The following is a 23,134-nucleotide window of genomic DNA, read 5'->3' as shown; positions in this document are numbered from 1 at the left end:
TTCAGGTGATCAAGCCTGTATATTCCCTGATAGCTCAGTTGGTAGAGCACTCGACTGTTAATCGAGTTGTCACAGGTTCGAGTCCTGTTCGGGGAGCCATCTGGAGAGGTGTCCGAGTTTGGCCGAAGGAGCACGATTGGAAATCGTGTAGGCGCCACAAGCGTCTCGAGGGTTCGAATCCCTCTCTCTCCGTTCCTTATGGATATATCATTAGTATGGCCCGTTGGTCAAGGGGTTAAGACACCTCCCTTTCACGGAGGTAACAGGGGTTCGAATCCCCTACGGGTCACCAATATTAATTTTAAAGCTTGACTTTTTAATTGAGAAATGATATGATATAAAAGTTGCTGGTTTTGATGGAGGCTTAGCTCAGCTGGGAGAGCATCTGCCTTACAAGCAGAGGGTCGGGGGTTCGATCCCCTCAGCCTCCACCATATATATTTATTACTGACGCGGGGTGGAGCAGCCCGGTAGCTCGTCGGGCTCATAACCCGAAGGCCGCAGGTTCAAATCCTGCCCCCGCAATTATTTGGAACCGTGGTGTAGTTGGCCTAACATGCCTGCCTGTCACGCAGGAGATCGCGGGTTCGAATCCCGTCGGTTCCGCCATTTGTATCACAACTTTATATGGCTCGGTAGCTCAGTCGGTAGAGCAAAGGACTGAAAATCCTTGTGTCGGGGGTTCGATTCCCTCCCGCGCCACCATGATTGTTACAATAGAATATGCCGGTGTAGCTCAATTGGTAGAGCAACTGACTTGTAATCAGTAGGTTGGGGGTTCAAGTCCTCTCGCCGGCACCATCTGTGGAGGCTTAGCGAAGTGGCCAAACGCATCAGACTGTAAATCTGCTCACGTACGTGTTCGGTGGTTCGAATCCATCAGCCTCCACCATCTTTAGGGGCATAGTTTAAAGGTAGAACAACGGTCTCCAAAACCGTTGGTGTGGGTTCAATTCCTGCTGCCCCTGCCAATGTAATACTTTAAAGCTTAATATGGCGGCCGTGGCGAAGGGGTTAACGCACCGGATTGTGGTTCCGGCATTCGTGGGTTCGAGACCCATCGGCCGCCCCATTAATTTTAAAGTGTCAAAATGTAATAATAGCTTAATATGGCGACTGTGGCGAAGGGGTTAACGCACCGGATTGTGGTTCCGGCATTCGTGGGTTCGAGACCCATCAGTCGCCCTTTTATTACTACAATGAAGATTGAAATGAATATTGGGGATTAGCCAAGCGGTAAGGCAACGGACTTTGACTCCGTCATGCATAGGTTCAAATCCTATATCCCCAGCCATTTATGCGGACGTGGCTCAGCGGTAGAGCATCGCCTTGCCAAGGCGAGGGTCGCGGGTTCGATTCCCGTCGTCCGCTCCATTTTATGGCGCCATAGCCAAGTGGTAAGGCAAAGCTCTGCAAAAGCTTTATCCCCAGTTCGAGTCTGGGTGGCGCCTCCATTGATTTTTGGAATAATAAGCTTGAATACGCCGGCGTGGCGGAATGGCAGACGCGCTCGACTCAAAATCGAGTTCGTAAGTCGAAGGAATCACCGCTAAAAGACTTGGTATGACTGGATTCTTCAAAATGTGTTTCAAAAGTTCTCTCCTGCAGTTCTCTCCTTTATCCAGAGGAGCGATAGAGACTTTAAATGTGCCGGCGTGGCGGAATGGCAGACGCGAACGACTCAAAATCGTTTGGGAAACCGTGGAGGTTCGAGTCCTCTCGCCGGTATTACTCTTACTAAGAACAGTTCATTAGATGGAAAATCTAATGGGCTGTTTTTATTTTTATCACTTCATTCATTCGGTTTGCGGAAGTGACTTTGGAACTGAACTCCAGGTGAGCATAGATGTTGGCCGTGGTTGAATAGTCACTGTGGCCCAACCATTCTTGAACTTCTTTCATGCTAACGCCATTTGCAAGCAGCAATGTGGCACAACTGTGTCTGAGATCATGAAAACGAATATGGGGCATATTGTTTTTTTTCAATACAAGATTGAAGTGCTGTGAGACGTAGTTGGGTTTGATACGTTCACCTAATTCATTCACGTATATATAGCCCGTGTAAGCTCTAGAATAGCTGTCTCCATATTGCTGTTGATTAATAGCCTGTTGATCCTTTAAATGTACCAGGAGGTCATAGAAGGCGTCTACAAGCGGCAGCGTACGTCGACTTGGCTTGTTCTTTGTACGATCTTTTTCAATAGTAATGTATTTTCCGTTTAATGATCCAGTAGTTACCGTATGTTTAATTGTAATGGTTCTGTTAACCAAATCAATTGCCGTCCATTTAAGACCGATGACTTCACTACGTCTTAAACCATAAAATGAAGCAAGCATAACACCAAGCTCGATAGGATCGCCTTTGATTACATTCAATAATTGGTTGACTTGTTCCGCATTGTAATAGCTGCCGACAAAAACCTCTTTTTTGGGACGAATGACTTTATCGGCTGGATTTGAAGAGATCCTTTCGGTAATAAAAGCATGATGAAGAGCTGAGCGAATATTGGCGTGATAATGGATTACCGTATTAGCTGAAAGTTTAAGAATATTTATTACATAGCTATAAAAATCTTGGATGTCCTTTGGTTTAAGTTCTTCAAGCGTAATACCTGTTTGATTGAAGTAGGGAACAATACGAACTTTAACAGCATTTGAGTAAGAAATATACGTTATGAGTTCTATACTCGGTTTTACCGTTTCCAACCACTCAAGCATGTAATCTGCAAAAAGAGTTTCTTTAACTTCATCAGAAATAATTGTGATTTCTTTCTTTTTCTTATCAATATTTACTGCCTGAATTGTTGCTTCTGGTTGGAAATTTCTGCGAGCATCCATAAGCAGCGATTCGGCTTTCCTTTTATTCCCCTTAACAGGAAGTCCGGTAGGAATCCACTTAGGCTTACGTTTACCATCTTCATCCTTACAGTTTAATACAATATAAAATAACCCTTTTTTCTCCTGAAGGTGACCCGCTATCACTCGTTTCCCTCCTTAATTTAGCGGCCCAATTCTCCTACCATTGACAGATCTTATTTTATCACAGTACACCAATTGATTCAATGCGTTAAAGCGGTGAAGTTTAAATCCGGCTGTTGATTAATCAAAATCTGCAGGTATAAAATAATTTGAATTTTAGGGATTTTATATGCTCGTCCTATTTTGAAATGTTGGATGCGATTGGCTTGAAGAAGTTTGTATGCTGTTTTGGTACTAATACCACCCAGCATATTGCAAAGTTGCTTGATATCAACGACATCAGGGTATTCTTGAAACATAAGTTCTAACAAATGCAAAGATTCAGGGTTAACTAATGGGCTGCTTTCCATAAGAATTATCTCCTTTCTTAATTATGTAGAAAGGATATGGAGGACCATTTGCATAGTAGACTATTTTCCTCATGCTTCATCTCCATTAGTTGAAGATTAAATCTGTTCCAAGCTGCCGCGGGTTAAGCGGCATCATAACCTTGGTCACCCAAAGTTCCCCCTCATCCGAGCGAGCTGCCCCCAATGCTGTGATGCTGGCCAGGCAGAAGTATCATAGTACCCTTTAACTGGTTATGGCGATTCATCCTACCAAAAGATGATTCTAGCCAGAAATTTGGTCGCTCAAGCCATTTAATGACTGTCGTGGCGTTTCCGCTATGTCGCTTTAGTTCTCACAAAGAAAAAGGAAAGTACTTGAAACAGTATATATTAAGTTTTCAAAGTTCAAAATAATTCAGGAGTAAATCATAAATTACTTCCTGTTATTTAAATGGGGTGAGTGAGCAGAAAAGGCAATCTAATAATGCATTGTTTTGTAGATAAATAAATTAAAATACTGACAATTTTCTGAAATGTCCAATTCAATTCATAAAAATAGAAAATAAACGGAGGTGGGCCTAAATGGGGCCAAAATTTTTTTGTATATTAAGTGAAGTTATATGGAAAAGACGGATAAGATTCTCAGGCATGCCGATGAAGAACTTATTTTTATACAAAAAAATAAATTAATAAGTGTGTAACTGACTTATTCAGCATGAATTATAATGAGATATACTCGCTCTAAAAAGATATTTCTTCTGGTAATGAACGAATTCACATTAAATAAAGATATATAAATAAGTCAAATACAAATAGCAACCCAAAACTATATTTAACAAGTCAAGGGTTGCCATAGGCAAGATATAAAAATTAATTATTATAATCAATTAGTAGATGAAGTGAACTTATTTACAAGTCAAGCTAAATTTGCGAACCAAAGTATACGTTAAAAATGAGATTTCAACATTTGGTCCAAATAGGCAAGCACTGCTTGTTTATTATTTGAAATTTTTGCTTCCCTTATCTCATCTTGTTTCATCTTTTCTTCTGCATTTAAGAAAATATTCTCTTTCAACTCTGCGGAAATTACAACGACCCCGTCAGCATCCCCAACAATAAAATCTTCAGGACGCACCGAAACACCTCCACAGGAAATAGGTACATTCAGCTCTCCCTTGCCTTCTTTATGAGAAGCAGCGACTGTACTTCCTTTTGAAAATACTGGGAAATCCAATTGTCGAATTCCTTCTATGTCACGAATAGCACCATCCACAACTATTGCTTGTATACCCATTGTTTTAGCCATTCCAACTACAAAATCGCCGGCTATAGCCCTAGATGTATCACCTTTAGCATCAATAACTAGAACATCACCCGGACATGATTCGCGAATAGCTCGTAGAACGATTAGATTATCACCAGGAACCATCTTCACGGTTAGCGCTTTTCCAGCAAATCGATAGCTGCCCTTCAAAGGTTTTATAGCTGCATCCATATTATTGATTCCCTGCATCGCATCCGAGAGACACGTTGTCGGTATAAATGCTGACATCTGGAACACCTCCTGAAAAAAGTATTATTTACACATTGTACCTTATAATAAATAGATGAAATAATAATAAATTTCTATTGATGTTAATAAAAAAGGCTGATACCAGTAAATGATATTACTCCGCAATTTAGACATAAAAAAATGTTATGAAATAGCATCAAAAGTCAATATTTTAAGTATTTGTAAAGCTGAACTATAGTGAAATCAAGCAAAGGCTTTAATCACTTTACTTGAGAGGATTGGAAAAGATGACAGTTTATAAGTTAGGTGCCTTATATGGCGATGGAATCGGTCCAGAGATTACGGAATCTGCAGTTGAAATTTTGAAAGCTGCTTCTCAACGAGCTGGTGTTGATATTGAGTTCGTTAAATTGCCGATGGGCTGGGAGGCTATTAACAGCCATACAGATCCTATCCCTCAATATACCAAGGATGAGCTTGAAAAGCTTCATGGTTGGATTATGGGGCCGCATGATTCTGCTGCTTATCCAGAACAATATCGTGCTTATCGTAATCCAAGCGGAGAGCTACGACATTACTTTGACCTCTTTTCCAACGTTCGTCCAGCCAAGAATATAAAGGGAATTAAAGGCGTAGTCGAAAATACAGATCTTATCATCTTCCGTGAGAATACAGAAGGGTATTATTGCGATCGGAATATGTATACAGGTGTAGGTGAGTGGCAGATTACAAAAGATGTCGTGGTATCCACAGGTGTTTTCACCAGAAAAGCGGTGGAGCGGATAGCTCATGAGGCATTCAGAATGGCTATGAAGCGGCGCAAGAAGGTGACCATTGTGCACAAAGCCAATGTAATTAAGCTGGGCACAGGATTATTTAAAAATGTCTGTCTTGAAGTGGCACAGCAGTATCCTGAGGTTCAGGTAGACGACTATCATATTGACGCCATGACCGCGCACCTGGTTAGAAGATCAAGGGATTTTGATGTTATTGTAACGGAAAACATGTTCGGTGATATTCTCTCCGATTTAACCGGTGAACTCGTGGGTAGTCTTGGTCTCGCACCATCCATTAATACAAATGATCAATTAGCAATGGCGCAGGCCGCTCACGGCTCTGCCCCGGATATTGCTGGTAAGAATATATCCAATCCGGTAGGTATTATTCTTTCAACAGTAATGCTGATGGAATGGCTCAGTGTCCGACATAATGATAAAAATCTAAAAACAGTTGCTGAATTAATAGAGAAGGGCGTATTTAAAACAATGGGCGAAGGTGTAAAAACAAAAGACTTGAAAGGCACCGCGTCAACAACTGAGTTTACAAAAACCATAGTATCAAATATTGAAAAAATATTCGTGGAAATGTAATTATCGTATAGTCCGGCTTGCTACCGGACTTCATATTATAACATTCAAAATTTACTTGGAGGCATCACAATGGAACTGAAAAAGGAATTGATTTCAGTTGGAAAATACTTGCTTAATAATCAATTAGCATGGGGTACATCGGGGAATATGAGTGCAAGGATTAATCATGAGCATATGGTTATTACCGCCTCTGGTACCTTTATGGGTAGTCTGAATGAAGATGATTTTGTCGTTACCCATATTTCGACCGGAACTCAAGAAGGGTTCCGCCGCGCCTCAAAAGAGATGCCTTTTCATACTGGAATTTATCAGAAGCGAGCAGATGCAGGAGCTATTATCCATTCCTCCCCGTTTTACAGCACGATGATGGCCTGTAGCAATCTTCCTATTCTTTCAGATTTATTTATAGAAACGATGTACTATCTGGAGCATATCGCTTACGTCGATTATCATCATCCGGGTACCCAAGGGTTAGGGGAAGCTATCGCTGAGCAATCTCTAAATGCGAACGTAATCATGATGAGCAACCATGGTGTTGTTGTGTTTGATGACAATATAAACGAAGCCAAAATGCGGCTAGAGACTTTAGAAATAGCTTGCAGAATGATTGTTCAAGCTCAGGCATCAGGAGTAAATTTAATACGCATTCCTGAGCAGGTAGTACGCAATTTTTTGGAGGATTCAATGTATAAACCCCGCAAAACGATGCCTAATCAACATAAGGAGATGTAGTCGGATGAATAGCTCTGGTAAACGTATCGGTCTTATCCATGCCACACTTAATTCGTTAAGTCCGATGAGTGAGGCAGTCCGGAGATATGCTCCAGATCTTGCTACGCTAAACTTTTTGGACGAAGGCCTTATCACAGACCTGAATGCATGTGGGAAGGTGACAAGAACAATGCTTCGGAGATTTATACACCTGTTGGAAAAAGCTGACGAAGCCGCAGTCGAAGGCGTTCTTCTCTCATGCTCATCCTTTACACCTTATGTGTCTTTGTTCAGAGAGTTATTTAATTTTCCCATTATCAGCGTGGATTACAGCATGCTAGAGCAAGCGGTAGAGCGGGGAAGTCATATTGGAGTAATTGCAACTGTGGCTACTGCGACTCCGACAACTGTTCAAATATTGAGAGACATTGCTGTACAAAAAGGGAAAGATATTCATCTCGAAACTTCGACTCTACCTGATGCTTTTGAGGCACTTCAAGCAGGCGATATAGAGCGCCATAACTCACTTATTCAGGAACATATCAAATTGTTATCCAAAACCTGTGAGGTCATTGTATTGGCGCAAATCTCTATGGCTAGAGCGCTTGACCATTACGACATTACTGACAAACAGGTACTGACAAGCCCGGAGAGCAGTATCCAAGCTTTAAAGCAGGCAATGAGCAAGCTTGAGCAATAGAAGGGAGTGAAAAAGACAAATGATAGGGGTAGTAGCCGATGATACAACAGGAGCAAATGACATAGGCATAATGTTCACTAACAATTGCTATGCGGTAAAGGTTATAACGTTTGATTCTAAGAATGCTCCTTCACCAGAGCAGGCAGATGTTATTGTTATAGATACTGACAGTAGATTGGATTCCGCTAAAGAGAGCTACGATAAGGTATTTAAAGCTACAAAACAGCTTCGTGAGCTTAATTGTACGACTTATTACAACAAAACATGTTCTGTATTCCGCGGAAATATAGGTGCTGAGCTTGATGCGATGATGGATGTGCTTGGAGAAAGCTTTGCAGTCATTTCCTTGGCATTCCCTAAAAATGGGAGAAAAACCAGACATGGCATTCATAGGGTAAACGGGAAGCGGCTTGAAGATTCCGAATTTGCCAAGGACCCGGTTCATCCGACACTGGAATCGGATCTTGTGAAGGTCCTGCAGTCACAAACCGCGCGCAAAGTATCTTTGATTCCAATTGAAACCGTCAGAAAAGGTATTTATGCCCTTAGCTTTGCTATCAGCAAAGCTAAGGAAAGATGCAATTACTGTATCATTGATTCGGAAACTCAGAATGACCTTAAGCTGGTTGCTCAAGCAATCTACCAGTTGCCGATTATTTGCGGAAGCTCTGCAATTGCCGAAGAGCTTCCTCTCTACTGGGGAGCCACAAATGGTTTGGAGCCGCTAAGACACAAGGATATGAGGGACTCGAATGGTGTACTTATCGTTTCGGGAAGCTTAACACCACAGACAAAAATGCAGACTGCTGCGCTAATTGTGCAAGGAATAAATTATATTGTTATGGACTCAAGAAAGTTTTTTAATTCTGAGTCATGCAACTTTGAAGTGGAAAGAGCGGTTTGTGAGGCAGTACCACTCATACATTCCGGCAAAGACGTTTTGGTCATGGCGGATAATAATCCTGACATCGTAAAAGAAACCAAACAAATAGGACAAAACTTAGGTCTAAACGAACTGAAGGTCAGTAAAACCGTATCTGCCATTCTGGCAGAGGTTACACATCAGGTGCTGTTAAAGACATCTTTCAAACGATTAATTGTAGCGGGCGGTGATACCTCGGGTACAGTCACTAGAAAATTGGGGATAGTAGGTAGTTACATTATTAAAGAAATAGAGACCGGCCTGCCATCAGGACTCAGCATTGGTCCCGAATTGTTAATTGTCTTGAAATCAGGCAGTTTTGGAACTGCAAATTTTTTGTCTCATGCTATCCAGCATCTTAAAGATTTATCTGTCGTGAAAGGAGGGGAATGAAATGACAAAAAATCCTTTCGAAGAAGCCACTGCTCATTTAGAAGTGAACGGACAAAGATATGAATATTTTAAACTCGATAAAGTCGAGAAGTATCAAAAAAATCTAGAAAAACTTCCTATAACAATAAAAATTCTATTGGAAGGTGCAATACGCAATTACAACGGATGGACTATTAATGAAAATCATGTTGATTTGCTTGGCTATTGGACTATGCTGCATGCACAAAAGGAAGTCCCCTTTTTTCCATCGAGGGTAGTGTTACAGGACTTGACCGGTCTTCCTGCTTTAATCGACTTGGCTGCAATGCGAGAAACATTAAATGATGCTGGAATAGATCCTAAACTCATTAACCCCGTGATTCCTGTTGACCTGGTCATCGACCATTCGGTTATGGTCGATTCATTCGGTACTCCTAAAGCCCGTGAAATCAACGAAACGATAGAATTTGCCCGCAACGAAGAGCGTTATCAATTTTTTCGCTGGGCGCAATCTGTATTTAGCAATCTAAATATTATTCCGCCAGATACTGGAATCGTCCATCAAATAAACTTAGAATACCTGTCACAAATAGTTGCTACTAAGCAATGCAACGATAAAATTATGGTTTATCCAGACTCTCTGGTCGGTACAGATTCCCATACAACAATGATAAACGGTTTGGGGGTGTTAGGTTGGGGAGTTGGCGGCATCGAAGCTGAAGCTGGAATGTTAGGTGAACCGTTGTACTTCGTTCAGCCTGAAGTGATTGGTTTTAAGCTTATAGGCAAACTACAGGAAGGAAGCACAGCAACGGATCTTGCGTTAACCATTACACAGCAGCTTCGGCTTAAAGACGTTGTAGGAAAATTCATAGAATTTTATGGCCCTGGCCTAAATGAATTAAGCTTGGAAGACCGGGCGACAATTGCCAACATGGCTCCCGAATACGGGGCGACAACGGCATATTTTCCGGTCGATTCCAAAACGCTTCATTATCTACACAAAACAGGCCGTTCTGAGGATCAAGTCCAACTCATAAAAGAATATTTTGTAGCGCAAGGAATTTTCCGCACAGAGGACTTTCCTGATCCTTTGTTTACAGATACGGTAGAACTTGATTTGTCTACAGTAACAACCAGCATTGCCGGCCCCAAGCGGCCCCAGGACCGCATGGACCTATTTGACATTAAACGGAACTGGAACAATATCTCTATTAAACCTGTCAGCAAAGGTGGTTATGGATTAAGTCCAGAGCAGTTAAACGCCTCTGTAAATGTACAGCTTAATAATGGAAAAAAAAGCTGTTTGACAGCGGGAGCCGTGGTACTGGCAGCTTTAACGAGCTGCACAAATACTTCAAACGCGAGCGTAATGATTGCAGCAGGCCTGTTGGCCCGCAAAGCGGTAGAGCTTGGACTGATTAAACAAGAATATGTGAAGACCTCCTTTACACCAGGTTCTCTTGTTGTTACTGAATACTTAATTCAGGCAGGGTTGATGGAGCCATTAGAAAGACTTGGATTTCATCTTGCCGGGTATGGCTGTGCTACCTGCATAGGTAACTCCGGTCCACTACCTGAAGAAATAAGCAGTGCCATTGCAGAACATAATTTAACCGTAGCATCTGTTCTTTCAGGCAACCGCAATTTTGAAGGCAGGATTCATCCGCAGATCAAAGCAAATTATTTAGCTTCCCCTCCTTTAGTAGTGGCTTTCGCTTTAGCGGGCAGAGTTAACATTGATTTTAAATCTGAGCCTATCGGTTATGACTCGTTTGGCAAGGCTGTTTATCTTGCCGATATTTGGCCAACCTCAATTGAAATCGCTGAAATTGAAGAGAGGGTCATTACTCGAAAGATGTATCGAGATAAATACAGGGATGTATACACTCAAAACAAGCGCTGGAATATGATTTCTAGTACGCAAAGCGAGCTTTATGCATGGGATAATTCTTCAACATATATAGTAAAACCGCCATTTTTTGATTGTTTTAATGAAAGCGCAAACAATAAAGAGGATATCAAAAGTGCAAGGGTGCTGCTACTCCTTGGCGATTCAGTTACGACGGATCATATATCGCCTGCAGGAAGCATTCGCACCAATTCCCCTGCCGGAGAATATTTACGAAGCTTCAGCATAATCCCAGAAGATTACAATTCCTACGGTTCCCGTAGGGGAAATCATCATGTCATGGTCAGAGGAACCTTTGCCAATAACCGTATACGGAACGAGCTTTTGCCCGCAACTGAAGGCGGATTCTCGATGCATTTGCCCGATCAGGAAGTGGGGAGTGTCTATAACACTGCAATGAAATATCGAATGTCTAGGACAGCCTTGCTTGTTATCGCCGGTAAGGAATATGGCACCGGTAGCTCCCGTGACTGGGCGGCTAAAGGCGCTCTTTTACTGGGAATAAAAGCTGTTCTTGCAGAAAGCTTCGAAAGAATTCATAGGTCTAATCTGGTAGGTATGGGGGTGCTTCCACTACAATTTACAAATGGTGAAACCGCAAAATCACTGGGTCTAACCGGCCGAGAAGTATACGATATCATAGGTTTGATTGATGAGCTAGAACCCGGAGGTCATGTAACTATTAATGTAACCCGTGAAGATGCCACTGTATTCAAATTTAAGGCCATTGTCCGTATAGATTCCAAGGTTGAACTGGTTTACTACAGTAACGGTGGCATGCTTAATCGAATTTTACGAACAAAACTAATGAAAAAATAGAAAATAAATCTTTAATTTTCAAGTAGATTGAAAGGGGCAAAATAATGCGAGCACAAATTGAAAAAACGGAACTAGAATTAGAAGGAGCTAATTTAAGAGGATTACCAAAATTCATGGCTATAAAGTTTTACGGAATTCCTTTGTCAATTTATCTTTTTGGAGTTGCTGTAGTTCTTTTGGGGCTAATTACTGGGTCTCTACCGAAAGATATAGCTGGTAGTATATTTCTAGTTTTTACTTGCGGCCTGGTGCTTGGGAAAATAGGTGATAATTTACCAATCTGGAAGGATTATTTGGGCGGCGGTGCCATTATGGCATTCCTGGTTACTTCTTGGTCAGTATACGCAGGAATTATTCCTTCTGAATATGCTCAGGGGGTTAATGATCTTTTTGACGGCATCGGATTTCTGGATTTATATATCGCGATTATTATTGCTGGCGCGTTGCTTTCTATAGATAAGAAGTTCCTCTTAAAAACCATTGGGGGCTTCATTCCAATGGTACTTATTGCGACGATGACGGGATTTGTCGGAGCTGCGTTAGGTGGTCTTATAGCTGGAATTTCCCCAAAAGAAGCATTGATGAACTATGCTCTTCCGATCATGGGTGGAGGGAATGGTGCCGGTGCAATTCCATTAAGCCAAATATGGGGAGAAGTTACAGGGAAAGATCCTAAAATATGGTACTCTTCCGCTGTATCTATTTTAACAATTGCAAATATTATAGCAATAATTTGTGCAGCACTACTTAATGGGATTGGTAAAAAAGTACCGAAATGGACCGGAAATGGAGAATTAATTAAAGGTGCAAAAAATGCTGAAGAAACGAAAAAGTCCATTAAAACAACCTTGGAAGACGGTGCGGTCGGTGTTTTTGTAACCCTGTTATTCTATGCAATAGGGAATATCCTTGGAACTGGATTATTGCCAAAGATTGGTGGCATTCTGATTCACCCATATGCGTACATGGTCATCATCATGCTGATTGCCAATGCTCTGGATTTGATTCCTGAACGGGCAAAAGCGGGTGCTAGACAGGTGAACAAATTTATGTCCGGTAACTTGTATTATGTAATGATTGCAGGTGTTGGGATTTCCATGGTTGACTTTGGAGAACTCATACATGCCGTCAATATCAATACCTTAGTTATTGCTGTTCTCACTGTGCTTGGAGCGATGTCAGGAGCATGGTTTTTCGCCAAAATTGTTGGTTTTTATGAAGTAGAATCCACTATTGCCGCAGCCCTTTGCCATGTAAACCGGGGCGGTTCAGGAGATCTGGAAGTATTGGGTGCAGCAAAGAGAATGAATCTGATGGCTTATGCGCAGATTGCAACCCGACTTGGCGGTGCGCTGGTATTAATTATCGGCAGCTTTATCTTTTCTTTCTGGGCACATTAAAACAATTTAGTAAGCGTTTTAATTGGCTGTTTCTTTAACCAATATTATTACTAAATCCCCTCTACTAAAGGATTAAACTCCTTTAGTAGAGGGGATTTATTTTAGAATCCATATAAAATCTCTGGATTAGCGACTAAAATTTGCCGCAGCATTGATTGATTTTGGGAGGTTATATCGCCTAACAGATCGATCAAAAGCGCATCATCAGGCATCCGTCTTCCGGCAGAATGTTCACTGGGATGCGGCCAATCGCTACCAAACAACATGCGCTGAGGTGCAAATTCGACGTAAGCTCTCCCTGTAGTGACGATGTCTGAATATTTGGGTTCCCCATCTAAGGAATCGTGGTAGAATCCAGAAAGTTTTACCCATGCTGAGCCTTTGTCGATGAGCTTACAAATGACTTTGTACGCAGGATGTAAGGTGCCAGCTGGTTGTGGTAGATGTCCGAAATGATCAAACACGAGTCTGACTGGAAGTTTGTTCAATAATGGCTCTAATTCAACCGTGTCGTTAGCACTCATCCAAAATTGAGCATGCCAATCCCATGCTTGAATTCGTTCAACGACTTGAGATATCCGATTTTCATTCATTGGATAAGGACCAGCAGCAAGATTAAAGCGGACTCCACGAACACCTAGTGTATTCATCTCTTCCAGCTCATGATTAGAGATTGAAGGATTAACAACAACTACTGCTCGTGCCTGTGATCCGAATTGCCTGAGGGCATCGAGTGTACAGCGATTGTCTATTCCATATGCAGAGGGTGTAACAACAACATTTCGCTGCAACCTCAGACGTTTTTGAAGCAACCGGTAATTGGCAACGGTGGCCTCTGGTTGATTGCGTGAATCATTAGGATGGTACGGGTATCTTGCCGGATCATATATATGATGATGACAGTCACATGAATTAAGGGGAATTGAAATTTCCGGATTCTTAACCCCAGAAGAATGGCGCACTAGTATTGATTCTTTAGTACCTTTATGTATATCTAATATGGGCTCGGTAATCATAAATCATCACTCCTTAAAAAATATCATAGTAACTGTTCTTCTTATTATGTTTAGATCTGTTTATAATACTCTCTTATAAAATGTATAAATGCGCGAATTGTCGGCATTTCCAAAAATTCTTTTCGGTATAGCATCCAAGTGGTCCATTTTACTAAATTTCCATGTTTGTCTGACAACGGCAACTGGCATAGGTCTTTATCTACATCTTCAATAATAAGGGAAGGTACGATAGCATAACCGAGCTTGTTTTTGACCATACGTTTAGCAATCTCCATATTATCTACATTAATAATAATAGTAGAGGGCTGACTAAACTGCATTTTCCACCAATTCTCTATGGTCATTATTAGTGCCGGATCAGTGTTATATGTTATTCTTGGAAGACCTGGCAGCATACTTATATCAATCGGATTTACAGATATTACACTAATGGTCTCTTCATCCAAAATTTCTTTTTCTTCAGCCCAATGGTGGTCTCCGCGTACAACTCCAATCTGAGCGTCTTGTTTGAAAACAGAAACAATAAGATCCATATTCAATCCGGTACTTACTTTATAATCAACCAGTGGATATGTATCAGAGAATTTTCTTAGAAATTTTGGAAGCTTATATAGAGCAATGCTTCTGGCTACAGCAAGTCTTAGTGTGCCTTCTACTTTTCCTTCCATATTAGAAAGAGATTCTTTGATCTTCGCCAAATCAGAAAGCATTTCCTGAGCATAACGAACCATAACTTCGCCTTGCTCTGTGAATTCGACTCCTCTTCGTCCGCGAAATAATAATGTAATATTAAAATCCTTCTCAATTTGGTTGAGGCGATATGTTAAGGATGGCTGGGAAATGTATAGTCGTTCTGCAGTTTTAGTAATATTTTTTTCCTGAGATAAGATATTCAACATCATCCAATCTTTCTCGTCCATATGCGCTCTCCTTTAAAATAGAACTTTAAAATATTTTATCATAAAGTAAGCGTTCTTATGGATATTTAAAAATTTATGCAAACTAGTTATTCTTTTTATTATTATCAATTTATTTAAATTAAAATATATATCCATTTGTAATTGTCTTAGTGCAATTTAATTGTTAGATTCAACATTTTATAAGCAGGAGACTGTCCATGGGTTATTTTTTATTGTTCTGAAACCGAGACACAAAGACTAGTGATAAAGAGAAGATTATTTATAAAGAAATAGGCCCTGTGGATAATTGGTGCAAAGTCACCTTTGAATTTAGAATTTTTTAAGCATTTCTTTATATGAGTCCATTTATATATAAAGGTAACAGGCTAAGTGTAGGTATTTCATACTTAGCCTGTTTTTATTCATTCGTAGCGACTAATATCAAAGCGGCGAGCTGCTAAAATAAAAGAAATCGACAACTGCTGTTTACAATCCTCATCAATAACTCCATTTTGCTTAGCATATTTTTTAATGACAGGTTCATACCGATTTATAAGTTGGGCTTCTGCGTCCTTATTACCCCTTTGTATCTGATAAAGTAAAGAGTAAACACTGTTCATGAATTATCCTCCCTTATCATCATTAAGTCAAAGGTCATCTGATAAAGGATATAGGGGGTCCACGCGGATAAAAAAATCTATGGGTCAATGATACTCTTAAGTTTAACCAAAATCTTTGATTTGTTTTTAGATACCGCCTGTCGACTTATTCCTAAAATTTCAGCTATCTCTTTGTCTGTTTTATCTTGGAAGTATTTGTAATATAAGAGTTTTTGTTCTTTATTATTGAGTTGAGGATGTTCAAGAAAATGAGAAATAGGTAGAGTATTTTGATTTTGAATATCGTCTTGGTAATGAATATGGAATTTAATATTGACTTCAAAAGTAACAGCATCCAAAGGCATAATATGAGATGAATGACGTCTTACCTTTACAAAATAATCTTTTCTCGCATTTCGAAGGCAAGCTATAACATAACTACTAAATGCTTTTTCAATCAATTTCTCGGTCTCTGTCATCTTTTCCAATTTCATAATTTCCCATCTCCTCTCTCTGTTATATGGGGAATAGAGCTGAAAAAGGCAACTATAGAACAAAAGAATAAAAAAATGGTAACCATCAAATTTTAATGTTGTACTCACTACAATTAAAGTTTGATAAATTTGTACAAAGAATATAACTTTCTCTATTTATCTCTTTACTCTGAAAGCAATCTTCGTTATCAATTCTATGTGATGGGCTGGATGTTAAAAACACTATATAGCTGTTCAAAAAGATGGCTCAATAATTAAAATGGTTGAAGCAGCGAATGAAGTGTGGTCCCATTCTGCAAGAGAATTCGATATAGGAGAGAGTATTCCAGCTTTTTTTAAAAATTGTGCACCAGCTAACTACATCAACCTTGGTATTATTATTTAATGGCAGCTCAGGCGTAAAAAAGGAGCCCCTGAACCTATATTCTCTGAATGCGGAAAAGTTGTGGAGTTCGAATTTTTGGAACTATTGTTCTTTGCCGCACCAATTCATATAGTGCATAGAGTTTTAAAAGCTTTTAATTTATAAAATTGCGCGGTGGTGAATCGTTTAAAAAGCAATTGGATTATGAAATATTCAAAAATCTCTACTAATTAAATTAATAGAGACACAGGCATTACTAATTATGATTGAATTGAGCTTTAATTAAATTCATAAGCGAGGCCTACTGTCTAGCTAGTTAGTCAGGTTAATTTTAATTGTATAACCCTCAGTTTTATAATTTATTTGCACAATCAATATGCGACATGCTACATAATCTACGAATATTCCTATTTATTTTCTTCTAGCCGGGTATTTCACGCCTCGTTCAAGACAAAATAACAGTTGATAAACAATTGTTTTAAAAGCCGAAATAAAGGTAGGAACCGAATCTGTGCCGGATAGTTCAATTGCTTCAAGTTGGATCTGAGATGTAACTGTTAGTGGAAATAACCCTGCAGCAAATACCATTTGGTTATTGAAAAATTCTAGTATATCTTCACTTTCAGTCTTAGGGAATAATTGCATTAACAAATCTGTCATTTCATCCTGAAGTTTAATAGTATCTTTTTTAAACTTAGTCAACGAGTCCAATGACACATTTTTCTCAATGGAGGTAAAAAGTATTGAATATAATTTTAATAATCTTTCATTTTCAACAATTGCGTTGACCCAAATCTCTACTATTTCTTCCATAGCGTAAACTTTATTAAATCGAAATGAACTTAGCAAAGATTTATGCCAACTCTTAAAATCATTGTTTAATATTTCTAAGAGTATTTCCTCTTTGGTGTTGAAATATCTATATATTGTTGGTCTAGTAAATTTAGTGAGTTTAGAGATTTCACTGAAATTTAATCCCTCATAACCGATGGAGTCATAAATTTTGGAGGTAGCATATATGATTTCATTCATTCGTTCTTGAACATGCTCATCAGATCTAGCTCTTTTAAATGTCATATCTTTCACCTTAAACCTCTCAGAAATAATTTTGTAATTTCATTATAAAGCATTTAATCAACACTTGATAATAAACATTGTAGATGTTATTATTTAATTAACGAACACGGTGTACATTAAACGGAGTATATAAGTAGAATATTAAACGAATACTAACTAAAAAGAAAGAACCCAGATTGGAGTTGATTTATATGACAAGAAGCAACATGAAAGGTAAAATTTGTTTGGTTACAGGTAGTAGTTCTGGAATAGGTAAAGCATCAGTGGTTGAATTGGCAAAAAAGGGAGCAACTGTAGTAATGATTTGCCGTAATCGTAAAAAAGGAGAGGCTGTACGAACTGAAATAAAAGAAGCTAACAAGGATGCAAAAGTTGATTTAATTATTGCTGATTTGTCAGAACTTTCACAAGTACATCGCGCAGCCAAAGAATTTAAAGAAAAGTATTCCCAGCTCCATGTACTAGTTAATAATGCAGGGGGAATCAATTCTGATCGTAAAGTTACTCCAGACGGTTTTGAATATACTTTTGCAACGAATTATCTTGCTTCATTTCTTCTCACTGATTTGTTATTGGATACCTTAAAAGCCAGTTCTCCTTCGCGAATTATTAATGTAAGTTCAACTGGTCATAAGATGGGTACAGGCACTATAAACTTTGATGATCTTCAAACAGAGCGCAAATACAACTATACTGTAGCGTATGCACAGTCCAAACTTGCCTTAATATTTTTTACGTATGAACTTGCAGAACGTCTTAAATCATCAGGTGTAACTGTAAATACGCTTCATCCAGGCGCAGTTAATTCAGGTTTCAACAATGGGTTTAAAGGGATTGCGCGTCTTTCTGTTGGAATCATGTATGCTATAACCGGCATAAGCGCCGAAAAAGGAGCTGAAACTATACTTTACTTGGCAACTTCTTCTGAGGTGGAAGGTGTAAGTGGTAAGTATTTTATTAACAAAAAAGCGGTACCATCTTCAAAGACCTCTTATGATCCAGACATCCGGCAACGTCTCTGGAAAGTAACTGAAGGTATGATGGAGCAACATAATTATGCTTAAAAACGTTTAACTAAATCCAATTTCTTTGCTTATAGAAGAAACGCTAAGCCCCTTATTTCTAAAGGCTTAGCGTTTTTAATTGAATAAAATAAATGGTAAATAGGAAAAATGGAAATGATAAAATTATGATAAATCTTAAAATACTAACGGGAAGATATTCCTTGTTACAGGAAGTGATTTGGGAACAGCTTTTGTATAAGTGTTAGAGCTAGCGAGATTTGGCGCCAAAGTGATTATGTTGTGCCGCAATGAACAAAAGGGTAAAGCTGCCCGAGATCGCTTTTTAAAATCAAAGGGGAATTACACATAATAGAAAAGAAAAAACTCAGGGGTTGGAGTCCATGTTTGCGGGGAACTATCTTGCCCTTATCTTTATAACAGTATCGTTATTAGAAGAAATGAAGGCAGCCGCTCCATCACTGATTGTACATGTATGTTCATCACAAAATTAACTTTGACAATTTGCAGACAGCTAAAATTTTCAATTATGAAAGCCTATGGACAGTCAAAGTTTGCACAGCTTTTATTCTCGTATCATTCGGCCAACCGACTTAATGACGAAAGATTAACAGTAAACGCACTGCACCCTGGATAAGTTGCATTTGAATTTAAAAGCGGCTACATGTTTTTTTGGGTTCATAATAAGTATTGTTAATTTCACTAAGGTATCTCGCCTGAAGAAGCCACGAAAACAATTTTGTATCAATCAACTTCTCATGAAGTTGATAATGTGACTGGTAAATATTATGTTGAATACAAGGGAAATCAATCATCTAAAGTATTAAAAGAAGTTGCCCTTCGAGAAAAATTATGGAAATTAACCGACAAGCTTTTAGAGGATAGAACAAAAACAGGCATATAAGCAATATGTTGAATACGGTTGGCAATGAAATAGCTGACCGTCGTCATCATTAATGCATATATATTATCAGTTTGATCAGCCTAATCAATTTAGCAGATTTAATTAAGCCATTCTTCTTGATTTAATGGGGAAGGGCTTTTTGAGTTTGCGGTTTTTGCAAAGATTTATATAAGGTTCAAAAAATAAATAAAGTACAAAAATGAGATTTGTCATAGATGTTCGATTTAAAGAATTAAATTAAGATTTGTTTATTAAGAAAGCTGAAAAATTGGAAGGTATAACTGTTATATTAAAAGTATACTAAAAACCTAACTTTTTTGTTAAGTTGATTATTTTTCTTTTGTTTAGGTTTTTTTATCGAAACTTAAATGAAATCGCTTAACTTTTAATTGACATGCTAATTATTATGATGATAATATATCGTTGACAAGTAAACGAATCCTTAACTTTTGTGTTTTGTTAAGTTAATTGCGTATGATGTATTAAGTTTTATTAGGTTGAAGAAAGGTTGATAAAAAATGCAGATTAAGAATCGGAATAGTTTAAATAATCAGTCGCAAGTGGAGAAATGGGGTAGGTTTGAAATAGTAATACAAGGGCCTCAAATTGGAAATCCATTTGTAGATGTCCGGTTGGCAGCAAAGTTTGAATTTGGACATCGAAGTATAGAGGTTGATGGCTTTTATAATGGCAACGGGGAGTATTGTATACGATTTATGCCAGATAAAGTTGGTGAGTGGATTTATAGAACTGTAAGCAATGTGCCTGAGCTAGATAGCATTACGGGAACTGTTACAGTTGAGGAGCCCGGAGAAGGTAATCACGGACCAGTCAGCGTAAGCAATACTTATCATTTTGCCTATGCTGACGGAACGCCGTTTTATCCTTTCGGGACTACAAGCTATGTTTGGAATCATCAGGGTGATCAGTTAGAAAAACAAACATTAAAAAGCCTGAGGGAGAGCGGTGCTTTTAATAAAATGAGAATGTGTATCTTCCCTAAGCACTATGATTATAATTTGCAGGAGCCATCCTGTTATCCTTTCCAAGGCTCTCCAGAGGCAGGTTGGGATTTCACAGCTTTTGACCCCGAATATTGGCGGCATCTAGAGCAGCGCATTAACGATTTGCAGGTTCTTGGCATAGAAATAGATCTTATTTTATTTCATCCATACGACCGTTGGGGATTTGCAAAAATGGATGAGGCTACCGATAATCTTTATCTCCAGTATGCTGTAGCGAGATTGTCTTCGTTCCGCGGGATCTGGTGGTCACTGGCAAATGAGTATGATTTAATGCGCAACAAGTCGATGAGCGATTGGGACCGTTTTTTCCGAATCATTCAGGAAAGTGATCCTTATCAACACCTTCGCTCAATTCACAATTGGCATCATAAGATGATTCATCGTCGAAGCGACGCTCATTGGTATGATCACAGTAAACCTTGGGTCACACATGTTAGTATTCAGCATAATGAGCTTGCTTACATTGACGACTGGAAAGAGATTTACCGGAAGCCGATTGTAATTGATGAATGCCGGTACGAAGGCAATATTGATCTTGGCTGGGGCAGCCTAAGCGCTGAAAGAATGGTTGAATGTTTTTGGCAGGGCGTAGCGCAAGGAGCCTATGTAACACATGGAGAAACCTATTTACATCCTGAAGGCATTATATGGTGGTCGCACGGTGGAACACTGCATGGAAACAGTCCTGCACGTATTCGGTTTTTAAAATCCATCATGGAGGATGGTCCGCAACTAGGTGAAGTCAAACTCAATTTTGATTGGGATACCGCAGCTGCTGGGGTGGACGAAAAGTATTATTTAGTATATTTCGTGGATAGCCGCCCGGCTTTCCGCTACCTCCCTCTACCTGATGAAAAGGAGTTTACAATAGAAATTATTGATACATGGGAGATGAAGATTACACAATTGCCGGGAACTTACTCAGGCCGTACACGAATTGAGCTTCCAGGAAAGCTGTATCAGGCTTTACGAATTAAGGCTGTCCTATAATTGTAATTTACTAAAGCGGGGGGGTGATAGATGGATTTTGCATTATTCTAAATTTTAGAATTTGATTTATCGGGGGTTCACTATTTCGATGAAAAGGGTGAATTAAATGAGAAAAATGTTAACGCTTACACTAGCTATTATTTTAATCTTAGCTGGATGCTCATCTAATGAAAATGATTCACAAGGTAATGTTGCTAATCCGGATAACAGCGAATTTAATACTATTCAGTTTGGTTCAGCTATTGATGTGAATAATTCTAATGCACTTAAGCTCAAAGATGTTACAGGTGAAATTTGGGAAGACAATCGTTGGACTGATTTATTTAAAGAAAAATTAAAGATAGATACTAAATACAAGTTAATGACACCAGCCGGGCAATATGAACAAAAATTGAGACTTGCTATTACCTCAAACGATCTTCCAGATATTTTTCAAGCACAAAATTTGACTGATATGAGGCAGTTAGCAGAAGGTGAGGCAATCCAAGAACTTGGACCGATTTACGATGAATATGCAAGTCCTCTGTTAAAAAGCATCATTGAGGCAGAGGGAAAGGAGGTTTTTTCTCCAGGAACATTTAACGGAAAGGTATACGGAATTCCTGTAAAAATGCCTTCCACAAATGGATACAATCATCTCTGGATTAGAGAAGATTGGTTGAATAAACTTGGTTTGAAACGGCCTCAAACTATTGAAGACGTATATAATATTGCGAAGGCGTTTACAGAGAATGATCCAGACGGAAACAACACTAATGACACAATCGGACTAACAATGAACAAGGATTTTCTCTCATCTTGGGCAGGAATGTCCGGTTTGTTTTGGGGTTATGGTGCTTACCCTGAGTTTTGGATTAAGGATACTAACGGTCAAATAACCAATGGATCAATTCAAGATAACATAAAGGAACCCCTTCGATTGCTTGCAAAAATGTATAAAGAGGGGCTTGTTGATAAGGAATTCGGTAGCAAAGATTTTAATAAAGCAAATGAACTTCTTGTGTCAGGAAAAGCAGGTATGTTCTATGGTCCTCATTGGTTTGCCGGCTTTGCTGATAATTCTAAACAAAATGACCCAAATGCAAAATGGATTACTGTGCCGTTGCCGACAAAAGAAGGAGTAGATATCAAAATACCGCTTAACATTGCAACAGACGGGTTTTATGTTGTTCGTTCAGATTTCGAGCATCCCGAAAAACTGGTGGAATTATTAAACCTTTATGTTGAAACATTGTTTAGCGAAGAGGCTGACCTTAGCAAGTGGTGGACTGAAGGGGATATAGATTTTGTTTGGCAGACAGCGCCGATTTACACACTTAAACCTTCTCTAGACATTGAAGCGCATGTGAATATGAAAGAAGCCATTAACAATGGAACAACTGATCAATTAACTGGCATAGCAAAAGGATTTTATGAAAGCATACAGAGGGGATCGGGGCAAATGGAACTGATGTTTGGTCCTACCGATACACCATTTGAATTCGTAGCCAGTACTTATCCGGACCAAATTTTATGGAATGAGTGGCAAAATGCACCTACAGCAACTCAGACTACTGCAGGAAGCTCATTAAGCGAATTGGTATACACATCCTTCACTAAAATTGTTATGGGAGAAGTAGATGTAGACGCTGGTTTTGAAAAGTTCGTTAATGACTGGAATAAGATCGGAGGAGAAAAGATCATTCAAGAAATAAACGAAGCAAAAGGTAATTAAAAA

17 protein-coding genes and 16 tRNA genes are annotated in these 23,134 nt (G+C 39.2%); 25 read left to right on the top strand and 8 right to left on the bottom strand.

Features of this window, described 5'->3' with window-relative positions; genetic code table 11:
* Positions 1 to 23: 23 nt before the first annotated feature.
* The 16 genes from BN3772_RS02830 to BN3772_RS02755 all read left to right on the top strand — a co-directional run bounded on the left by BN3772_RS02830 (position 24) and on the right by BN3772_RS02755 (position 1,728).
* Positions 24 to 99: transfer RNA gene (locus BN3772_RS02830), tRNA-Asn, on the top strand.
* A 3-nt stretch (positions 100 to 102) separates the two neighbouring features.
* A tRNA-Ser gene (locus BN3772_RS02825) sits at positions 103 to 192 on the top strand.
* Positions 193 to 217: 25 nt separating this feature from the next.
* Positions 218 to 292: transfer RNA gene (locus tag BN3772_RS02820), tRNA-Glu, on the top strand.
* A 66-nt stretch (positions 293 to 358) separates the two neighbouring features.
* Positions 359 to 434, top strand: a tRNA-Val gene (locus tag BN3772_RS02815).
* Positions 435 to 451: 17 nt separating this feature from the next.
* Positions 452 to 525, top strand: a tRNA-Met gene (locus BN3772_RS02810).
* 6 nt (positions 526 to 531) lie between these two features.
* Positions 532 to 609, top strand: a tRNA-Asp gene (locus BN3772_RS02805).
* A gap of 20 nt (positions 610 to 629) precedes the next feature.
* Positions 630 to 705, top strand: a tRNA-Phe gene (locus BN3772_RS02800).
* A gap of 20 nt (positions 706 to 725) precedes the next feature.
* Positions 726 to 801: transfer RNA gene (locus tag BN3772_RS02795), tRNA-Thr, on the top strand.
* Between the two features lie 5 nt (positions 802 to 806).
* Positions 807 to 892, top strand: a tRNA-Tyr gene (locus tag BN3772_RS02790).
* A 5-nt stretch (positions 893 to 897) separates the two neighbouring features.
* Positions 898 to 971: transfer RNA gene (locus BN3772_RS02785), tRNA-Trp, on the top strand.
* Positions 972 to 996: 25 nt separating this feature from the next.
* Positions 997 to 1,072: transfer RNA gene (locus BN3772_RS02780), tRNA-His, on the top strand.
* A gap of 40 nt (positions 1,073 to 1,112) precedes the next feature.
* Positions 1,113 to 1,185 (top strand) — tRNA-His (locus tag BN3772_RS02775).
* 34 nt (positions 1,186 to 1,219) lie between these two features.
* Positions 1,220 to 1,294: transfer RNA gene (locus BN3772_RS02770), tRNA-Gln, on the top strand.
* A gap of 5 nt (positions 1,295 to 1,299) precedes the next feature.
* A tRNA-Gly gene (locus BN3772_RS02765) sits at positions 1,300 to 1,374 on the top strand.
* A gap of 6 nt (positions 1,375 to 1,380) precedes the next feature.
* Positions 1,381 to 1,454, top strand: a tRNA-Cys gene (locus BN3772_RS02760).
* A 195-nt stretch (positions 1,455 to 1,649) separates the two neighbouring features.
* Positions 1,650 to 1,728, top strand: a tRNA-Leu gene (locus BN3772_RS02755).
* 36 nt (positions 1,729 to 1,764) lie between these two features.
* Here BN3772_RS02755 and BN3772_RS02750 read toward each other — a convergent pair.
* From BN3772_RS02750 to BN3772_RS02740, 3 genes are all read right to left on the bottom strand, one after another.
* Entirely contained in the window at positions 1,765 to 2,982 is a 1,218-nt protein-coding gene (locus tag BN3772_RS02750; RefSeq protein WP_042196374.1) for a site-specific integrase, read from the bottom strand.
* A 77-nt stretch (positions 2,983 to 3,059) separates the two neighbouring features.
* Positions 3,060 to 3,329: a helix-turn-helix domain-containing protein gene (locus tag BN3772_RS02745; protein ID WP_042196373.1), complete on the bottom strand. Its 270-nt coding sequence runs from the start codon at positions 3,327 to 3,329 to the stop codon at positions 3,060 to 3,062.
* 925 nt (positions 3,330 to 4,254) lie between these two features.
* Positions 4,255 to 4,860, bottom strand: a complete 606-nt coding sequence (locus BN3772_RS02740; RefSeq protein WP_042196371.1) for an RraA family protein — start codon at positions 4,858 to 4,860, stop codon at positions 4,255 to 4,257.
* Between the two features lie 248 nt (positions 4,861 to 5,108).
* On the opposite strand from BN3772_RS02740, the gene BN3772_RS02735 reads away from it, so the two are divergent.
* The 6 genes from BN3772_RS02735 (at position 5,109) to BN3772_RS02710 (ending at position 13,027) form a co-directional block, all read left to right on the top strand.
* Positions 5,109 to 6,191 (top strand): isocitrate/isopropylmalate dehydrogenase family protein, encoded by a 1,083-nt coding sequence (locus tag BN3772_RS02735; protein ID WP_042196369.1) that lies wholly within the window; start codon positions 5,109 to 5,111, stop codon positions 6,189 to 6,191.
* A gap of 69 nt (positions 6,192 to 6,260) precedes the next feature.
* The gene (locus BN3772_RS02730) at positions 6,261 to 6,923 is read left to right on the top strand and encodes a class II aldolase/adducin family protein (protein ID WP_042196366.1); all 663 of its coding nucleotides are present in this window, start codon (positions 6,261 to 6,263) and stop codon (positions 6,921 to 6,923) included.
* 4 nt (positions 6,924 to 6,927) lie between these two features.
* Complete coding sequence (locus tag BN3772_RS02725; RefSeq protein WP_042196364.1) at positions 6,928 to 7,602, top strand: aspartate/glutamate racemase family protein; 675 nt, start codon at positions 6,928 to 6,930, stop codon at positions 7,600 to 7,602.
* 19 nt (positions 7,603 to 7,621) lie between these two features.
* Positions 7,622 to 8,917 (top strand): four-carbon acid sugar kinase family protein, encoded by a 1,296-nt coding sequence (locus tag BN3772_RS02720; protein ID WP_042196362.1) that lies wholly within the window; start codon positions 7,622 to 7,624, stop codon positions 8,915 to 8,917.
* A 1-nt stretch (position 8,918) separates the two neighbouring features.
* Positions 8,919 to 11,627 carry an aconitate hydratase AcnA gene (gene acnA, locus BN3772_RS02715; RefSeq protein ID WP_042196360.1) on the top strand — a complete coding sequence of 903 codons (2,709 nt, stop codon included), beginning with the start codon at positions 8,919 to 8,921 and terminating at the stop codon, positions 11,625 to 11,627.
* Positions 11,628 to 11,671: 44 nt separating this feature from the next.
* On the top strand, positions 11,672 to 13,027 hold the full coding sequence (locus tag BN3772_RS02710) for a 2-hydroxycarboxylate transporter family protein (RefSeq protein WP_052380349.1): 1,356 nt from the start codon (positions 11,672 to 11,674) through the stop codon (positions 13,025 to 13,027).
* Positions 13,028 to 13,128: 101 nt separating this feature from the next.
* On the opposite strand, the gene BN3772_RS02705 is transcribed toward BN3772_RS02710, so the two are convergent.
* From BN3772_RS02705 to BN3772_RS02685, 5 genes are all read right to left on the bottom strand, one after another.
* A complete protein-coding gene (locus tag BN3772_RS02705) occupies positions 13,129 to 14,043 on the bottom strand; it encodes an amidohydrolase family protein (RefSeq protein ID WP_052380348.1) in 915 nt (304 codons plus the stop codon).
* 50 nt (positions 14,044 to 14,093) lie between these two features.
* Positions 14,094 to 14,963 (bottom strand): LysR family transcriptional regulator, encoded by an 870-nt coding sequence (locus BN3772_RS02700; protein ID WP_042196358.1) that lies wholly within the window; start codon positions 14,961 to 14,963, stop codon positions 14,094 to 14,096.
* Positions 14,964 to 15,364: 401 nt separating this feature from the next.
* The gene (locus tag BN3772_RS02695) at positions 15,365 to 15,562 is read right to left on the bottom strand and encodes a helix-turn-helix domain-containing protein (RefSeq protein ID WP_042196356.1); all 198 of its coding nucleotides are present in this window, start codon (positions 15,560 to 15,562) and stop codon (positions 15,365 to 15,367) included.
* A 77-nt stretch (positions 15,563 to 15,639) separates the two neighbouring features.
* Positions 15,640 to 16,035 carry a sigma-70 family RNA polymerase sigma factor gene (locus tag BN3772_RS02690; protein WP_244444663.1) on the bottom strand — a complete coding sequence of 132 codons (396 nt, stop codon included), beginning with the start codon at positions 16,033 to 16,035 and terminating at the stop codon, positions 15,640 to 15,642.
* Positions 16,036 to 16,810: 775 nt separating this feature from the next.
* Positions 16,811 to 17,476 (bottom strand): TetR/AcrR family transcriptional regulator, encoded by a 666-nt coding sequence (locus tag BN3772_RS02685; protein ID WP_042196447.1) that lies wholly within the window; start codon positions 17,474 to 17,476, stop codon positions 16,811 to 16,813.
* A gap of 191 nt (positions 17,477 to 17,667) precedes the next feature.
* Here BN3772_RS02685 and BN3772_RS02680 point away from each other — a divergent pair, with 191 nt between their 5' ends.
* From BN3772_RS02680 to BN3772_RS02670, 3 genes are all read left to right on the top strand, one after another.
* Entirely contained in the window at positions 17,668 to 18,540 is an 873-nt protein-coding gene (locus BN3772_RS02680) for an SDR family oxidoreductase (protein WP_042196354.1), read from the top strand.
* 1,380 nt (positions 18,541 to 19,920) lie between these two features.
* Entirely contained in the window at positions 19,921 to 21,417 is a 1,497-nt protein-coding gene (locus BN3772_RS02675) for a DUF5605 domain-containing protein (protein WP_042196352.1), read from the top strand.
* A gap of 106 nt (positions 21,418 to 21,523) precedes the next feature.
* Entirely contained in the window at positions 21,524 to 23,131 is a 1,608-nt protein-coding gene (locus BN3772_RS02670; protein WP_042196350.1) for an extracellular solute-binding protein, read from the top strand.
* Positions 23,132 to 23,134: the final 3 nt, after the last annotated feature.

The organism is Paenibacillus camerounensis, assembly GCF_000723885.1.
Taxonomy (GTDB): domain Bacteria; phylum Bacillota; class Bacilli; order Paenibacillales; family Paenibacillaceae; genus Paenibacillus_AQ; species Paenibacillus_AQ camerounensis.
This window is presented reverse-complemented; position numbering and strand designations above follow the sequence as displayed.

Coding starts and splice junctions, on each gene's coding strand:
- BN3772_RS02675 (WP_042196352.1), top strand. CDS start 19,921: ATGCAGATTAAGAATCGGAATAGTTTAAATAATCAGTCGCAAGTGGAG.
- BN3772_RS02730 (WP_042196366.1), top strand. CDS start 6,261: ATGGAACTGAAAAAGGAATTGATTTCAGTTGGAAAATACTTGCTTAAT.
- BN3772_RS02745 (WP_042196373.1), bottom strand. CDS start 3,329: ATGGAAAGCAGCCCATTAGTTAACCCTGAATCTTTGCATTTGTTAGAA.
- BN3772_RS02740 (WP_042196371.1), bottom strand. CDS start 4,860: ATGTCAGCATTTATACCGACAACGTGTCTCTCGGATGCGATGCAGGGA.
- BN3772_RS02685 (WP_042196447.1), bottom strand. CDS start 17,476: ATGACATTTAAAAGAGCTAGATCTGATGAGCATGTTCAAGAACGAATG.
- BN3772_RS02720 (WP_042196362.1), top strand. CDS start 7,622: ATGATAGGGGTAGTAGCCGATGATACAACAGGAGCAAATGACATAGGC.
- acnA (WP_042196360.1), top strand. CDS start 8,919: ATGACAAAAAATCCTTTCGAAGAAGCCACTGCTCATTTAGAAGTGAAC.
- BN3772_RS02735 (WP_042196369.1), top strand. CDS start 5,109: ATGACAGTTTATAAGTTAGGTGCCTTATATGGCGATGGAATCGGTCCA.
- BN3772_RS02695 (WP_042196356.1), bottom strand. CDS start 15,562: ATGAACAGTGTTTACTCTTTACTTTATCAGATACAAAGGGGTAATAAG.
- BN3772_RS02690 (WP_244444663.1), bottom strand. CDS start 16,035: ATGAAATTGGAAAAGATGACAGAGACCGAGAAATTGATTGAAAAAGCA.
- BN3772_RS02710 (WP_052380349.1), top strand. CDS start 11,672: ATGCGAGCACAAATTGAAAAAACGGAACTAGAATTAGAAGGAGCTAAT.
- BN3772_RS02670 (WP_042196350.1), top strand. CDS start 21,524: ATGAGAAAAATGTTAACGCTTACACTAGCTATTATTTTAATCTTAGCT.
- BN3772_RS02725 (WP_042196364.1), top strand. CDS start 6,928: ATGAATAGCTCTGGTAAACGTATCGGTCTTATCCATGCCACACTTAAT.
- BN3772_RS02700 (WP_042196358.1), bottom strand. CDS start 14,963: ATGGACGAGAAAGATTGGATGATGTTGAATATCTTATCTCAGGAAAAA.
- BN3772_RS02680 (WP_042196354.1), top strand. CDS start 17,668: ATGACAAGAAGCAACATGAAAGGTAAAATTTGTTTGGTTACAGGTAGT.
- BN3772_RS02705 (WP_052380348.1), bottom strand. CDS start 14,043: ATGATTACCGAGCCCATATTAGATATACATAAAGGTACTAAAGAATCA.